The sequence below is a fragment of the Mesorhizobium sp. AA23 genome, assembly GCF_001672435.1.
Taxonomy (GTDB): Bacteria; Pseudomonadota; Alphaproteobacteria; order Rhizobiales; family Rhizobiaceae; genus Mesorhizobium.
Window position 1 is genome coordinate 391,074 of the sequence record NZ_LYTP01000012.1, and the last position, 12,912, is coordinate 403,985.

Annotated in this window: 19 protein-coding genes; 14 read left to right on the forward strand and 5 right to left on the reverse strand. The window is 64.8% G+C overall.

What is annotated here, in order from left to right:
- Positions 1–41: 41 nt before the first annotated feature.
- Both A9K66_RS12580 and A9K66_RS12585 read left to right on the forward strand, forming a co-directional pair.
- Positions 42–653 carry a nucleoside triphosphate hydrolase gene (locus tag A9K66_RS12580; RefSeq protein ID WP_067323950.1) on the forward strand — a complete coding sequence of 204 codons (612 nt, stop codon included), beginning with the start codon at positions 42–44 and terminating at the stop codon, positions 651–653.
- Positions 654–796: 143 nt separating this feature from the next.
- Complete coding sequence (locus A9K66_RS12585) at positions 797–1,105, forward strand: hypothetical protein (RefSeq protein WP_067323952.1); 309 nt, start codon at positions 797–799, stop codon at positions 1,103–1,105.
- A 6-nt stretch (positions 1,106–1,111) separates the two neighbouring features.
- Here A9K66_RS12585 and A9K66_RS12590 read toward each other — a convergent pair whose 3' ends face one another.
- The 3 genes from A9K66_RS12590 to A9K66_RS12600 all read right to left on the reverse strand — a co-directional run bounded on the left by A9K66_RS12590 (position 1,112) and on the right by A9K66_RS12600 (position 3,482).
- Positions 1,112–1,816 carry a glutathione binding-like protein gene (locus A9K66_RS12590; protein WP_067323954.1) on the reverse strand — a complete coding sequence of 235 codons (705 nt, stop codon included), beginning with the start codon at positions 1,814–1,816 and terminating at the stop codon, positions 1,112–1,114.
- 198 nt (positions 1,817–2,014) lie between these two features.
- Positions 2,015–3,223 (reverse strand): beta-ketoacyl-[acyl-carrier-protein] synthase family protein, encoded by a 1,209-nt coding sequence (locus A9K66_RS12595; RefSeq protein WP_067323955.1) that lies wholly within the window; start codon positions 3,221–3,223, stop codon positions 2,015–2,017.
- A gap of 4 nt (positions 3,224–3,227) precedes the next feature.
- Positions 3,228–3,482, reverse strand: a complete 255-nt coding sequence (locus A9K66_RS12600; protein WP_040975089.1) for an acyl carrier protein — start codon at positions 3,480–3,482, stop codon at positions 3,228–3,230.
- 197 nt (positions 3,483–3,679) lie between these two features.
- Here A9K66_RS12600 and A9K66_RS12605 point away from each other — a divergent pair, with 197 nt between their 5' ends.
- The 5 genes from A9K66_RS12605 to A9K66_RS12625 are packed head-to-tail and all read left to right on the forward strand — an operon-like array spanning position 3,680 to position 6,060.
- Complete coding sequence (locus tag A9K66_RS12605) at positions 3,680–4,522, forward strand: urease accessory protein UreD (protein WP_067324678.1); 843 nt, start codon at positions 3,680–3,682, stop codon at positions 4,520–4,522.
- Positions 4,523–4,559: 37 nt separating this feature from the next.
- Entirely contained in the window at positions 4,560–4,862 is a 303-nt protein-coding gene (locus tag A9K66_RS12610; RefSeq protein ID WP_067323957.1) for an urease subunit gamma, read from the forward strand.
- A 10-nt stretch (positions 4,863–4,872) separates the two neighbouring features.
- The gene (locus tag A9K66_RS12615; protein WP_067323959.1) at positions 4,873–5,127 is read left to right on the forward strand and encodes a DUF1272 domain-containing protein; all 255 of its coding nucleotides are present in this window, start codon (positions 4,873–4,875) and stop codon (positions 5,125–5,127) included.
- A 26-nt stretch (positions 5,128–5,153) separates the two neighbouring features.
- On the forward strand, positions 5,154–5,747 hold the full coding sequence (locus A9K66_RS12620; RefSeq protein ID WP_067323961.1) for a HupE/UreJ family protein: 594 nt from the start codon (positions 5,154–5,156) through the stop codon (positions 5,745–5,747).
- 7 nt (positions 5,748–5,754) lie between these two features.
- Positions 5,755–6,060: an urease subunit beta gene (locus tag A9K66_RS12625; protein ID WP_067323963.1), complete on the forward strand. Its 306-nt coding sequence runs from the start codon at positions 5,755–5,757 to the stop codon at positions 6,058–6,060.
- 20 nt (positions 6,061–6,080) lie between these two features.
- Here the strand turns inward: A9K66_RS12625 and A9K66_RS12630 are convergent, their stop codons facing one another.
- Together A9K66_RS12630 and A9K66_RS12635 are read right to left on the reverse strand one after the other, a co-directional pair.
- Entirely contained in the window at positions 6,081–6,584 is a 504-nt protein-coding gene (locus tag A9K66_RS12630) for a hypothetical protein (RefSeq protein ID WP_067323965.1), read from the reverse strand.
- A 117-nt stretch (positions 6,585–6,701) separates the two neighbouring features.
- Positions 6,702–7,073, reverse strand: a complete 372-nt coding sequence (locus tag A9K66_RS12635) for a hypothetical protein (RefSeq protein ID WP_067323967.1) — start codon at positions 7,071–7,073, stop codon at positions 6,702–6,704.
- A 164-nt stretch (positions 7,074–7,237) separates the two neighbouring features.
- Between A9K66_RS12635 and ureC the strand changes: the two genes are divergently transcribed.
- The 7 genes from ureC to A9K66_RS12670 all read left to right on the forward strand — a co-directional run bounded on the left by ureC (position 7,238) and on the right by A9K66_RS12670 (position 12,805).
- The gene (gene ureC / locus A9K66_RS12640; protein WP_197507470.1) at positions 7,238–8,953 is read left to right on the forward strand and encodes an urease subunit alpha; all 1,716 of its coding nucleotides are present in this window, start codon (positions 7,238–7,240) and stop codon (positions 8,951–8,953) included.
- A 107-nt stretch (positions 8,954–9,060) separates the two neighbouring features.
- Positions 9,061–9,666, forward strand: a complete 606-nt coding sequence (locus A9K66_RS12645; RefSeq protein WP_067323971.1) for a glutathione S-transferase family protein — start codon at positions 9,061–9,063, stop codon at positions 9,664–9,666.
- Positions 9,663–10,241, forward strand: a complete 579-nt coding sequence (gene ureE / locus A9K66_RS12650; protein WP_067323973.1) for an urease accessory protein UreE — start codon at positions 9,663–9,665, stop codon at positions 10,239–10,241. The genes A9K66_RS12645 and ureE overlap by 4 nt, the downstream gene beginning before the upstream one ends.
- Entirely contained in the window at positions 10,234–10,905 is a 672-nt protein-coding gene (locus tag A9K66_RS12655) for an urease accessory protein UreF (protein WP_067324680.1), read from the forward strand. The genes ureE and A9K66_RS12655 overlap by 8 nt, the downstream gene beginning before the upstream one ends.
- Complete coding sequence (locus A9K66_RS12660) at positions 10,902–11,342, forward strand: DUF3995 domain-containing protein (protein WP_067323975.1); 441 nt, start codon at positions 10,902–10,904, stop codon at positions 11,340–11,342. The genes A9K66_RS12655 and A9K66_RS12660 overlap by 4 nt, the downstream gene beginning before the upstream one ends.
- Positions 11,339–11,971, forward strand: coding sequence for an urease accessory protein UreG (gene ureG, locus A9K66_RS12665; protein ID WP_067323976.1), 633 nt, complete (start codon positions 11,339–11,341; stop codon positions 11,969–11,971). The genes A9K66_RS12660 and ureG overlap by 4 nt, the downstream gene beginning before the upstream one ends.
- A 66-nt stretch (positions 11,972–12,037) precedes the next feature.
- Positions 12,038–12,805: a class II aldolase and adducin N-terminal domain-containing protein gene (locus tag A9K66_RS12670; RefSeq protein WP_067324682.1), complete on the forward strand. Its 768-nt coding sequence runs from the start codon at positions 12,038–12,040 to the stop codon at positions 12,803–12,805.
- The last annotated feature ends 107 nt before the right edge of the window (positions 12,806–12,912 follow it).

Sequence of the window (12,912 nt, forward strand, 5' to 3'; positions counted from 1 at the left end):
GCCGCCAAGATGCGGCCGGAGTCGCTAGCGAAGAGGCGCTGATGTCTGACTTAGCCCATATCACTGCCGCCATCTTCAAGCGCGCCGGCAAGGCCAAGCGTTTCGTCGTTGCCATTGCCGGCCCGCCGGGAGCCGGCAAGTCGACCATATCGGGCAGGCTGCATGAATTGCTGCCGGAGGGCACGTCCGAAGTCGTGCCGATGGACGGCTTCCACTATGACGACATCGTGCTCAACCGGCGCGGCCTGCGCGCGCGAAAAGGGGCGCCGGAAACCTTCGATTTTGCCGGCTTCGAGACGCTTTTGAAGCGGATCCGCTCCGGCGAGCCGGACATTGCAATTCCGGTCTTCGACCGCAGCATCGAACTCTCGCGCGCCGCCGCCGAGATCATTTCCGCCGACACCAAGTTCATCCTGGTCGAGGGCAACTATCTGCTGCTCGACGAGGAGCCGTGGTCGCGGCTGGCAGAGCTGTTCGATTTCACCATTTTCGTCGATGTCCCGCGCGACGAGCTCGAGCGCCGGCTGATGGAGCGCTGGCGCGGCCATGGCAAGTCCGACGAGGACGCCCGCGCCTGGATCGCCTCCAACGACATGCCCAATATCGAGCGCGTGCTGGCGCGTCGCCGGGAGGCCGACCTGGTGATTGGTTAACCTGCTCAATTTTCACCATTTTCGGGCGGGAACCTTAAGATTTACAGGTCGTTATCTCCATGACCCGAATTGTCCGGCACTGACGCGATTCCAGGAAAGTGTGTAACGTTTTCCGGAATTGCGCGATAACAGGGAACCGTCTTATGGCAACCAAGACCAGAAAACCCGCGCCTGCAAGAAGCAGAGCCAATCAATCCAGAGCTGGTGCCGCTCCGGCGACCGCCGAGCGCTCCAAGGACGCCAAGCCAAGCTTCGGCAAGGCGGCGCCCAAGAAGGTCGTGCCCGGCACGGCGCACAAGGCCCCCGCGAAGGCCGCCAAACCTCATAAGCCAGCGGCAAGGTCGGGGCCGATCCGCACTGTGGCAAGCGTGGCGACCGGCGCGGTGGTGGCCACCGCGCGGCTTGCCGCATCCGTGCTCGGCCGAGGCGGCGCCAAGGCCAAGCCCAAATAGAGCGACTCAGCTCCTGACCGGGATAGTCAGGCCCCTCTGCACGGCGGGCCGTGCGAGGCCGCGCTCCAGCCATGCCGCGACACCGGGGAAATCGTCGAAGCCGACCAGATCGCGCGCTTCGTAGAAGCCGATCAGATTGCGCACCCAGCCCAGCGTCGCGACGTCGGCGATGGTGAACTCGTCATCCATGATCCATTGCCGGCCCTTGAGCCGCGTTTCCAGGACGCCGATGAGGCGCCGCGACTCGTCGCGATACCGCTCCAGCGGGCGCTTGTCGGCGATCTCGCGCCCGGCGAATTTGTTGAAGAAGCCGACCTGTCCGAAGATCGGGCCGATCGCGGCCATCTGGAAGAACACCCACTGGATCGTCTCGTAGCGCCGGATGGGATCGGCCGGGATCAGCTTGCCGGTCTTGTCGCTGAGGTAGAGCAGGATGGCGCCGGATTCGAACAGCCCGATCGGCTTGCCGCCGGGCCCGTTCGGATCGATGATCGCCGGTATCTTGCCGTTCGGGTTGAGCGACAGGAATTCCGGCGTCCAGCTCTCGTTCTTGCCGATGTCGACCGGATGCGGCTCATAAGCCAGGCCGATCTCCTCCAGCGCGATCGAAATCTTCACGCCGTTGGGCGTCGGCCATGCATAGAGCTGCAGGCGATCGGGATGCTTGGCCGGCCAGCGCTTGGCGATCGGAAAGGCGGACAGGTCGGTCATCGGGGCTCCGGATGCGGATGGGCGCGTGGCGGCGCGCGTGGCGGGTGGGCAAGACTTAGGACCCCGGCCCTCTGGGATCAATATGGCCGCCAATCGACCTGCCGTGCACGGTCAGTCAACCAAAGCACCCGCAAGGATGAGAACGCGTCCGGCGCCGGCGAAAGCCCGTGCCGGGTCGCCCGTCTCAGATCGCCCGTCTCAGATCGCCTTGAAGGCCAGCACGGCATTCGTGCCGCCGAAGGCAAAACTGTTGCTCAGCGCTGCGCGCACCTTGCGCTCGCGCGCCACATTCGGCGTCACGTCGAGATCGCATTCAGGGTCTGGCTCGCGGAAATTGGCAGTCGGCGGCACGATGGCGTCGCGGATCGCCATGACACAGGCGATCATCTCCAGCCCGCCCGAGGCGCCAAGGCAATGCGCATGCATCGACTTGGTCGAGGAGACCGAGAGTGCGCTCACATGCTCGCCGAAGACGCGTTTGATCGCCGCGGTCTCGATCTGGTCGTTGGCCTTGGTGCCGGTGCCATGCGCGTTGAGATAGTCGACGTCCTCGGGATTGAGCCCTGCATCCACCAGGCAGAAGCGCATCGCCGCTTCCGGTCCCTCGACGGTCGGCGCGACGATGTCGGAGGCGTCGGCCGAGAGGCCCGCGCCGGCGATCTCGGCAAGGATGGTGGCGCCGCGCGCCATTGCGTGGTCGTAGCTTTCCAGCACCGCCATGCCGGCGCCTTCGCCGAGCGACAGGCCCTGGCGGTCGGCAGAGAACGGCCGGCAGGTGTCGGGCGAGAGCACGCGCAGCGCCTCCCAGCCCTTGAGCACGCCCCAGACCAGCGGCGCCTCGGTGCCGCCGGCGACCATGACGTCGGCGCGGCCAAGCCGGATCTGGTCGACGGCCGAGGCGATGGCATGATTGGCCGACGCGCAGGCCGAAGTGACGCCGAACACGGGTCCGCGCAGGCCGAGACTCATGCTGACCTGGCCGGCGGCCGCGCCCGGCATAACCTTCGGCACGGTGAAGATAGCGGCGCGGTTGCGCCCCTCGATCAGGATCGCGCGGTAATTTTCCTCGATCGTCTCGAAGCCGGCGACGCCGACGCCGACAACGGCACCCATCCGATAGGTGTTGTCGGTATGCGCGACCAGTCCGGACTGCCGCATCGCTTCGCGCGCCGCGATCACCGCCAGCAGGCTGAAGCGGTCCATCGACACCACCTGCTTGCGGTCGATGCCGTGATCGGGCAACGCCTTGATTTCGGAGCCGACCTTGACCTTCAGGTCATGCAGCGAAGGATTGTCGATCGGGCCGATTGCCGAGCGGCCGGCGCGCATGGCGTCCCAGATCGCCGGCACATCGGTGCCGAGCCCGCATATTCCGCCAATGCCGGTGATGACGACGCGCTTGAGCATGCAGTCAGGCTTTTTTCGCGATCAGTTCGCGAACCGCCTCGACCATGTCGCCGACGTTCTTGAGGTTGCTCCAGGCGTCGACCGTGTTCATCTCGATCTCGATGCCGTACTTCTCCTCGAGATCGAAGATGATCTCGGTCAATTCCAGCGAATGGATCCCCAGCGTGTTGAGATCCGTGCTCGGCGTGATTTCTTCGCCGCCAGGTTCGGCATGCGCTTTGATCTTTTCGATGATTTCGGTCGTCAGCTGGTCAGCCATTCGGTTCCTTCCCCTGTCGTTTTCCGACGCCAACTGATCAGCGCCCCTGTGTCCCCGGATTCACAAACGTCGTCGCCCCTTACCTCGCCAGGAATCCGTGTGACCGCTCCAAGGTGGCTCCCTCTATAGAAACCGAAACGATGTCAAGCAACAAGCTATATATCGACAAAGCCGGTGGAGTGCTTAACGTTGGCGCCGTGGACATGATCGAGGATATCCTGATTTCGCTGCCTGCCGCGCAACGTGTTGCCGGGCGAGGCAGGCTTTTCTGCGGCAAGAGCGGCGGCAGGACCCGCCTTCAACGTCTCTATCAGGACGGATCGGCGAAGATTCGCATGCCGGCGGTGCAAGGCGACCCGCTCGAGGCCGTGCTGATCAACACGGCCGGTGGGCTGACCGGCGGCGACCGGCTTGGCTGGGAGATCGAGGTCGGCGAGGGCGCCTCGGCATCGATCACCACCCAGGCCTGCGAGAAGATCTATCGCGCCGCATCCGACCGGGCCGAGACGAAGGTCAGCCTCACGGTTGGCGCCGGCGGCAGCATTGCCTGGCTGCCGCAGGAAACCATCGTTTTCAACCGCGCGGCCTTTGCCCGCGCGCTGCATGTCGAGCTGGCGGTCGGCGCCGAGGCGCTGCTCCTGGAGGCGACGCTGTTCGGCCGGCTTGCGATGGGCGAACGGACGGTCCTGGGCAATTTCCATGACCGCTGGCGGGTTTGCCAGGGTGGCAGGCTCATCCACGCCGAGGACTTTCGCATCGGCCCGGATATCGCGGCCGGCCTCCAGCGCCAGGCCGTGACCGGCGGCGCGCTTGCAAGTGCAACGATGCTTCTCGTCTCCCCGCGTGCGGAAACCCTGCTGGAACCTGCCCGCGCGATCATCGGTGATCAGGGTGGCGCCAGTTTCTGGAGCGTCGGGCAATCTGGCAAGCTTCTTGCGAGGCTCACCGCCGGCGACGGCTACCAGCTCCGCAAGCGGCTGATTCCGCTCGTCGAGCTGCTCAACGGACGGGCTGGCCTGCCCAAATTATGGTCACTTTGACCTTCGAATACTTTGATCTTGAGTACCGAGAAGACGCATGAACCTGACGCCGCGTGAAAAGGATAAGCTGCTGATCGCCATGGCGGCGATCGTGGCGCGCAGACGACTGGAACGCGGCGTCAAGCTCAACCACCCCGAGGCGATCGCGCTGATCACCGATTTCGTCGTCGAGGGCGCCCGCGACGGCCGCTCGGTGGCCGAGCTGATGGAGGCCGGCGCCCATGTCGTCACGCGCGCCCAGGTCATGGACGGCATTGCCGAGATGATCCACGACGTCCAGGTCGAGGCGACATTTCCCGACGGCACCAAGCTGGTGACCGTGCACGAACCGATCCGGTGAGGAGGATCCAATGCTGGAACTCAGACCCAATTGCGAATGCTGCGACAAGGATCTGCCGCCGGAGGCGGCGGATGCGCTGATCTGCACCTTCGAATGCACCTTCTGCGCCGATTGTGCGCAAAATGTTCTCGGCGGTGTCTGCCCGAACTGCGGCGGCAATTTCGCGCCGCGGCCGATTCGGCCGGCGGCAAAGTTGAAAAAATACCCGGCCTCGACCAAGCGCGTGCTCAAGGCCGGGGGCTGCGGCCCCCGCAAGGCCGCATGAGTCGGCAATTTGAAGAGGACCCGCCCATGATTTCCGCTTCGACGAAACGCACCGCACTTGCCACGATTCTTTTCCTGGCGGCGGCGATGCCGGCTTACGCCCATGTCGGCGTCGGCACGACCTCGTCCTTCACGACGGGCTTCATGCACCCGCTGTCGGGCCTCGACCATATGACCGTCATGATCGCGGTCGGCCTGTGGGCGGCGATGAAAGGCAGCAAGGCGGTGTGGGCATGGCCGCTCGCCTTCGTAGGCGTGATGGTGGCGGGCGCAGCACTCGGCATGCTGCAGGTGCCGGTGCCTTTCGTCGAGCCTGGTATCCTCGCTTCGGTCGTGGCCCTCGGGTTGCTGGTGGCGCTGGCGGTCGACCTGCCGGTCTCGGCGGGTGTGGCCATCATCGGCCTGTTCGCCCTATTCCACGGCCATGCGCATGGCACTGAAGTGCCGGAGAATGCCGGCGGCCTCGAATATATGGCGGGTTTCGCCGTGGCGACGGCGCTTCTTCATGGCATCGGCATCGCAGCCGCGCTCGGACTTGGGCTGCGCTTCCGCGCCCTGGCGCGTCTTGCCGGCGCCGCCTGCGCGACGGTCGGCGCTGGCCTTGCCTTCGGCGTGATGTGAGGCCGCGATGATCCCCGGCGAAATCATTACGGCAAAGGGCGACATCGAGTTGAACAAGGGCCTGCCGACGGTGACGCTCAAGGTCGCCAACAGCGGCGACCGTCCGATCCAGGTCGGCAGCCACTATCATTTCTTCGAGACCAACGAGGGACTGAAATTCGCCCGCGAACGCGCCCGCGGCATGCGGCTCGACATCGCCGCCGGCACGGCCATGCGCTTCGAGCCGGGCCAGGAACGGGACGTCACGCTGGTGCCGCTCGGCGGCAGGCGCGAGGTCTATGGATTTCAACAGAAGGTTATGGGCAAGCTGTGAGGCGTGGCGGCGCGCTCAAATCACTTCGGCGGCTTGGCGGCCGCGTAAATAACGACCTTCCCGGGATTGTCGAACTCGACGGCAAGCACGTCCTCGGCCTGCACGCGCCGCGAATCGATGGCGTTGAAGAGCAGGGCGTTCGCTTCGATCTCCTGCCGCAGCTCCGCGACGTCTTCCTGATGCTGCTTCACCTTGTTCTCGATCGCAGGCGGCGGCCCGCCTTCGCTGCGCGCGGCATCCGTCAGGAAAACGATATCGACGGTATCCAGCTTGGTCGTCTTGCGCACGGTGCCGATATTGTCGCGCGTGCGGTCAATGGCGGTGATGACCTTGCCGGCCTCCGTCTTCGACAGCGCCTCCTCCTGCCGCACGTCGGAATCGACGATCGTCGCGCCCCGCTTGGTGCTGTCCAGTGGCGGCTTGCCGTCCGCCGGCTGCGCGGGGAACGCTGGGGCGGCGGCCACGAGAAGAATGGCCACGAGAAGGGCTGGAAATCCTGTTCCGGGGCACGCGGCGCTCGCCATCGCTCGCTCCTGGTTGAACTTTTGGCGGGGCGAAAAAGGCGAAACGAGTCTTGTTTGCGGGAGGTTCCGTTTGCGATGATGCTGACGGGCCTGCAACCGGCCCGCCAGCATTGGTCGTCAGCTCGCCTTCTTGGTGATCAGCGTCAGCGCGCCATTGGGTTGCAGGCTGGCGGCGATCACCTGCGCCGAGCTCATCCCCTTGGCTTCGAGCGCGGACTTCACCTTGGGTGTCGCGTCGATCGATTTGCGCAAGGTCTGCAGGCCGGCGTCGCCGCGTTGCGCCACGATCTGATTGACCTGCGTCTGCGTGTCCTTTGGCAGTTCCGTAATATCGACGATGCTGACGCTCTCGATCGTTGGCGCCTTGGGCGCGGCGGCAGCAGGTGCCGCAGGCGCCGGGCTCGGCTGCGGCGCGGGCTGCTGCTGCGCGCCAGCCGCACCCGCCATCATCAAGCTGGCGGCGGCCGCGAAAAGTATCGTCCTTCGCATGGATATTCCTTCCCTCGGTTTGGAAAACGGTCGTTTTGGGCTGACTCGGTCACCTCAACCGCCAAATGGGATCGGAAGGTGTCGTCGAGCGGGTCATTGCATGACCATTGGATGGCGACAATGTGCGCTCCGCGCCCACACAAACTCGCTTTTGGGAGCAATCGCTGATGGCAAGAATTTCCCGTGCCGCCTATGCGCAGATGTACGGCCCCACGGTCGGCGACAAGGTGCGGCTTGCCGACACCCAGCTCTTTATCGAGGTCGAGAAGGATTTTACCGTCCATGGCGAGGAAGTGAAATTCGGCGGCGGCAAGGTCATCCGCGACGGCATGGGCCAGAGCCAGGTATCTAGGGCGGGCGGCGCCGTCGACACCGTCATCACCAACGCGCTGGTCGTCGACGCGCTCGCCGGGATCGTCAAGGCCGATATCGGCCTGAAGGACGGTCGCATCGCCGCGATCGGCAAGGCAGGCAATCCGGACACCCAGGATGGCGTCACCATCATCATCGGTCCCGGCACTGAGATCATCGCCGGCGAAGGCAAGATCCTGACGGCCGGCGGCTTCGACGCGCATATCCACTTCATCTGCCCGCAGCAGATCGAGGAAGCGCTGATGAGCGGCATCACCACGATGCTCGGCGGCGGCACCGGTCCGGCGCATGGCACCTTGGCCACCACCTGCACTCCCGGCCCCTGGCACATGGCGCGCATGATCCAGTCTTTCGACGCTTTCCCGATGAATATCGGGCTGTCCGGCAAGGGCAATGCCTCAAAGCCGGCAGCGCTGGAGGAAATGGTGCTCGCCGGCGCCTGCTCGCTGAAGCTGCATGAGGATTGGGGCACGACGCCGGCCGCGATCGACTGCTGCCTTTCGGTCGCCGACGACTATGACGTGCAGGTGATGATCCACACCGACACGCTGAACGAGTCCGGGTTTGTCGAGAACACGGTTGCCGCGATCAAGGGCCGCACCATCCACGCCTTCCATACCGAGGGCGCCGGCGGCGGCCATGCGCCCGATATCATCAAGGTCTGCGGCCTGCCCAACGTCATCCCGTCATCGACCAACCCGACGCGGCCTTACACGGTCAACACCCTGGCCGAGCATCTCGACATGCTGATGGTTTGCCATCATTTGTCGCCGTCGATTCCCGAGGACATCGCCTTTGCCGAAAGCCGCATCCGCAAGGAGACGATCGCGGCCGAGGACATCCTGCACGACATCGGCGCCTTCTCGATCATCTCGTCCGACAGCCAGGCCATGGGCCGCGTCGGCGAGGTGGCCATCCGCTGCTGGCAGACCGCCGACAAGATGAAGCGCCAGCGCGGTGCGCTGGCTGAGGAGACGGGCGACAACGACAATTTCCGGGTCCGCCGCTATATCGCCAAATACACCATCAATCCGGCCATCGCGCATGGCCTGTCGAAGGAGATCGGCTCCGTGACGGCCGGGAAACGCGCTGATCTCGTGCTGTGGAACCCGGCCTTCTTCGGCGTCAAGCCGGAGATGGTGCTGGTAGGCGGCACAATCGCCGCCGCCCCGATGGGCGATCCCAACGCATCGATCCCGACGCCGCAGCCGATGCACTACCGGCCGATGTTCGGCGCCTACGGCAAGGCGCTGACCAACTCCGCGGTCACCTTCGTCTCCAAGGCGGCTTTTGATGCCGGCTTGCAGGGCAGGCTTGGCGTAGAGAAGGCGATGGTCGCGGTCGAGAACACGCGCGGCGGCATCGGCAAGCATTCGATGGTGCTCAACGACGCCACGCCGCACGTCGAGGTCGACCCGGAAACCTATGAGGTGCGCGCCGACGGCGAGCACTTGACCTGCGCGCCGGCGACCGTGCTGCCGATGGCGCAACGGTATTTTCTGTTTTAGCGCTACCGCATTTCATTCGTCCTGCGGCTCTTCGACCTCATCGCCTGATCGCCATTGGGCTGATGGCTTGGATGGTCTAGGCTCCGGGAAGAGGCAGGATTTGAACCATGTACAAGGCCGTCGGATCACGAGGTTCCCGGGTCAGCCGCGTGCTCTGGATGCTCGAGGAGCTCGGGCAATCCTATGAGTTCGTAGAGGTGAAGCTGCGCTCGCTCGAGGCCTATGCACTGAACCCTTCCGGCAAGGTGCCGATCCTGATCGACGGCGAGCTGACGATCACTGATTCGGCGGCGATCTGCGTCTATTTAGCGGACAAGCATGCCGATAAGGGAATGGGCGCCGATCCCGGGCTCGCCGGCCGCGCCGAGATGGATTCCTGGATGCATTTTGCTCAGAGCGAGTTCGAGGCGCCGCTGTGGAACAAGCTGCGCCACCGCTTCATCCTGCCCAGGGAGCTGCGCGTCGATGTCGGCCCTGCCGCCGCCCATGATTTCGCTTCGGAAGTCAAGGCGCTGGACCGCCGGCTCGGCGACAAGCCTTTTGCGCTCGGCGACCGCTTTTCCGCCGTCGACGTTCTGCTCGGCGATATGGGTGGTTGGGCGCGCGCCGGCCGGTTCCCGGTCGACTCAGATCGCGTCAACGCCTATTTCGATCGCGTGCTGTCGCGACCCGCCCGGGCGCGGGCGCAAGCCAATGGCGGAGCCATGAAATGAAGCTCAACATCAACACCGATTTCACCAAATTTCCGCGCGCCGTCTCGGTGCTCCCGGCCGGCGAGGGCGGAGCGGCGACACCTTTCGACAAGGCTATCTTGACGCATGACGAGCGGCATCTGCGCCGCCGCGCCATCGAAACCGCCGGCGGCGACAGGGTGTTGGTCGATCTGCCCGAGCCGGTGGCGCTCGGCAATGGCGACCGGCTGGTGCTGGAGGACGGCCGCCAGCTCGAGATCGTCGCCGCGCCCGAAGAGGTCTACGACATCCGCGCCCGCGACACCGTGCATCTCACCGAGCTTGCCTGGCATATCGGCAACCGCCACCTCGCGGCGGCAATCGAGGCGGACCGTATCCTCATCCTGCGCGACCATGTCATCAAAGCGATGCTGGAGGGGCTCGGCGCCAGGGTCCGCGAGGTGCTGGAACCGTTCAGTCCCGTGCGCGGCGCCTATTCCGGACATGGCCACGACCATGGCCATGCGCATGATCATCACGGCCACGACCATCACGATCATGATCACGCGCATGGCCATCATGACCACGACCACGATCACCATCATCATCATGACTGACCAGCCGTCCGGTACCGCACTGCTGCGGCTGATGGCCTGGCTGTCGCCGTCCTTTCCGGTCGGCGGCTTCTCCTACAGTCACGGTCTCGAGCGCGCCGTGCATGACGGACTAGTCGCCGATCGCCGGGATCTCGCCGAGTGGCTGGGGACGCTGGTCGAGATGGGCTCGGGCTGGAACGATGCGGTGCTGTTTGCCGAAAGCTGGCGGCGTGCGCGTGACGGCGGCGATATCGCCGAAGTTGCCGCGCTTGCCGAGGCGCTTGCCGGATCGCAGCAGCGTCACGTGGAAACCATGCTCCAAGGCGCCGCCTTCCAAAAAGCCGCCTCTGCCTGGCCTTGTCATGCGCTCGAGCGGCTGCCTGCGGAGCGCCCCTATTGCGTCGCTGTCGGCGCGATCGCTGGCAGCGATGGCATCGCCTTGGCGGACGCGCTGTCGGCCTTCCTGCAGGCCTTCTTCTCCAACCTCGTGCAGGCCGCTATCCGGCTCGGCGTTGTAGGACAGGTCGATGCCACCGCTTTGTTAGCCGGCTTCGAACCGTTGGCGCTCGCGACAGCTGCTCGCGCCGCGAACTCCACGCTCGATGACCTCGGCGGCTCGGCCTTGATATCCGACATTGCGGCGATGAAGCACGAAACCCAATATTCGCGTCTGTTCCGCTCATGATCATACTTGCCTTTGTCCTCTCCCTCATCCTGCTGCTGATCACCACGCTGCATGTCTATTGGGGCATAGGCGGCATCTGGCCGGGAAAGGACGCGAAATCCTGCGCCCGCGCCGTCGTCGGCTTTCGCGGCGTGGATGACATGCCCTCGCCCGTCGCGAGCTTTGCCGTCGCCGCGTGCCTGGCGCTCGCGACGCTATGGCCGCTGGCCCTTGAAGGCGTCTTCGCCTCGCCCTTTCCCAGGCAGGGCCTTGCCGCTACCGCGCTGCTCTTCGGCATCGTCTTCTTCGGGCGAGGCATCGCCGGCTTCACGCCCTGGTGGCGCGGGCTGACGCCGGAGCAGCCTTTCGCACTGCTCGACCAGCGCCTCTACTCGCCGCTCTGCCTGTTGATCGGGCTGGGCTTCGCAATCCTCGCCATCACGGAGTTTCCGGCATGAGCCAAGCCAATGGTCCCCTGCGCATCGGTATCGGCGGTCCCGTCGGTTCCGGCAAGACGACGCTCACCGAAAAGCTCTGCAAGGCGCTGCGCGACAGGTTCTCGATCGCCGTCGTCACCAACGACATCTACACCAAGGAAGACGCCATGATGCTGGCGCGCCTGCAGGCGCTGCCGGAGGAGCGCATCGTCGGCGTGGAGACCGGCGGCTGTCCGCACACGGCCATCCGCGAGGACGCCTCGATCAATTTGCGGGCGATCGCCGAGCTGCACCGCAAATTCCCCGACCTCGACATCGTCTTCATCGAATCCGGCGGCGACAATCTCGCCGCCACCTTCTCGCCGGACCTTGCCGATCTGACCCTCTATGTCATTTCCGTTTGCCAGGGCGAGGAGATACCGCGCAAGGGCGGCCCGGCCATCACCCGCTCAGACTTCCTCGTCATCAACAAGAGCGATCTGGCGCCCTATGTGAACGTCAACCTGGACGTCATGCAGGCGGACGCCGCCCGCATGCGCGGCAAGCGGCCTTTCGGCTTCACCGATCTGTCGCGCGGCAAGGGTTTGCAGGAAGTGATCGAGTTCATCGTCGAGTTGGGCGGGCTGCAAACGGCGCGGCCTGCCGTCTGACCCATCAGTTTGCGGTTGCTGGCAGCCGCCATGCGCGGCATGCTCGGCCAAACCGGAGGATTTTCGATGAGCCTTGCCCGTCTGCAGAAGGAAACGCTGACCAACCTGCCTTATTACCAGGAGCGGGTCGATCTCGCCGCCGCCTTCCGCTGGACGGCGCGGCTCAACATGCATGAGGCGGTCGCCAATCATTTCTCGCTGTCGGTCAACGAGGACGGCACGAAGTTCCTGATGAACCCGAACCAGGTGCATTTCTCGCGTATCAAGGCGAGCGATCTGCTTTTGATCGACGCCAACGATCCCGAAACGCTCTCCGGCCCCAACGCGCCCGACCCGACGGCTTGGGGCCTGCACGGCGCCATCCACCGCAACGTGCCGCATGCGCGCTGCGCCATGCATGTGCATTCGATCCACGCCACCGTGCTTGCCTCGCTGGCCGACTCCACCTTGCCGCCGATCGACCAGAACTCGGCCATGTTCTTCAACCGCCATGTCGTGGACCCTCATTATGGCGGGCTGGCCTTCGAAGAGGAGGGCGAGCGCTGCTCGAGACTGCTCGTCGATCCCAAGGTCAAGGTGATGGTCATGGGCAATCACGGCGTGATGGTCATCGGGGATTCTGTCGCCGACACCTTCAATCGCATGTTCTATTTCGAGCGTGCCGCCGAGACCTACATCAAGGCGCTGTGGACCGGTCGGCCGCTGCGCACGCTCTCCGATGAGATCGCGGAAAAGACGGCGAGCGAGATGGACGACTATCCCGGCCAGGCCGAGCGCCACCTTGCGGAGCTGAAGGCAATCCTCGACGAGGAAGAGCCGGTCTACAGGAACTGAGCCCCGCGGTTGTGGGTGACACTGGAGGCTTGGCTTCGCCTATTTTCGAAGCCGGGCGCTGCCCCCACCCTTACCCTCCCCGTGAAGGGCGGTGAGAGGGGGATCGC

Bases quoted from the DNA above. Each gene is read 5' to 3' on its own strand.
- A9K66_RS12580 (WP_067323950.1), top strand. From the start codon at position 42: ATGTCTGACTTAGCCCATATCACTGCCGCCATCTTCAAGCGCGCCGGC.
- A9K66_RS12585 (WP_067323952.1), top strand. From the start codon at position 797: ATGGCAACCAAGACCAGAAAACCCGCGCCTGCAAGAAGCAGAGCCAAT.
- A9K66_RS12590 (WP_067323954.1), bottom strand. From the start codon at position 1,816: ATGACCGACCTGTCCGCCTTTCCGATCGCCAAGCGCTGGCCGGCCAAG.
- A9K66_RS12595 (WP_067323955.1), bottom strand. From the start codon at position 3,223: ATGCTCAAGCGCGTCGTCATCACCGGCATTGGCGGAATATGCGGGCTC.
- A9K66_RS12600 (WP_040975089.1), bottom strand. From the start codon at position 3,482: ATGGCTGACCAGCTGACGACCGAAATCATCGAAAAGATCAAAGCGCAT.
- A9K66_RS12610 (WP_067323957.1), top strand. From the start codon at position 4,560: ATGAACCTGACGCCGCGTGAAAAGGATAAGCTGCTGATCGCCATGGCG.
- A9K66_RS12615 (WP_067323959.1), top strand. From the start codon at position 4,873: ATGCTGGAACTCAGACCCAATTGCGAATGCTGCGACAAGGATCTGCCG.
- A9K66_RS12620 (WP_067323961.1), top strand. From the start codon at position 5,154: ATGATTTCCGCTTCGACGAAACGCACCGCACTTGCCACGATTCTTTTC.
- A9K66_RS12625 (WP_067323963.1), top strand. From the start codon at position 5,755: ATGATCCCCGGCGAAATCATTACGGCAAAGGGCGACATCGAGTTGAAC.
- A9K66_RS12630 (WP_067323965.1), bottom strand. From the start codon at position 6,584: ATGGCGAGCGCCGCGTGCCCCGGAACAGGATTTCCAGCCCTTCTCGTG.
- A9K66_RS12635 (WP_067323967.1), bottom strand. From the start codon at position 7,073: ATGCGAAGGACGATACTTTTCGCGGCCGCCGCCAGCTTGATGATGGCG.
- A9K66_RS12645 (WP_067323971.1), top strand. From the start codon at position 9,061: ATGTACAAGGCCGTCGGATCACGAGGTTCCCGGGTCAGCCGCGTGCTC.
- ureE (WP_067323973.1), top strand. From the start codon at position 9,663: ATGAAGCTCAACATCAACACCGATTTCACCAAATTTCCGCGCGCCGTC.
- A9K66_RS12655 (WP_067324680.1), top strand. From the start codon at position 10,234: ATGACTGACCAGCCGTCCGGTACCGCACTGCTGCGGCTGATGGCCTGG.
- A9K66_RS12660 (WP_067323975.1), top strand. From the start codon at position 10,902: ATGATCATACTTGCCTTTGTCCTCTCCCTCATCCTGCTGCTGATCACC.
- ureG (WP_067323976.1), top strand. From the start codon at position 11,339: ATGAGCCAAGCCAATGGTCCCCTGCGCATCGGTATCGGCGGTCCCGTC.
- A9K66_RS12670 (WP_067324682.1), top strand. From the start codon at position 12,038: ATGAGCCTTGCCCGTCTGCAGAAGGAAACGCTGACCAACCTGCCTTAT.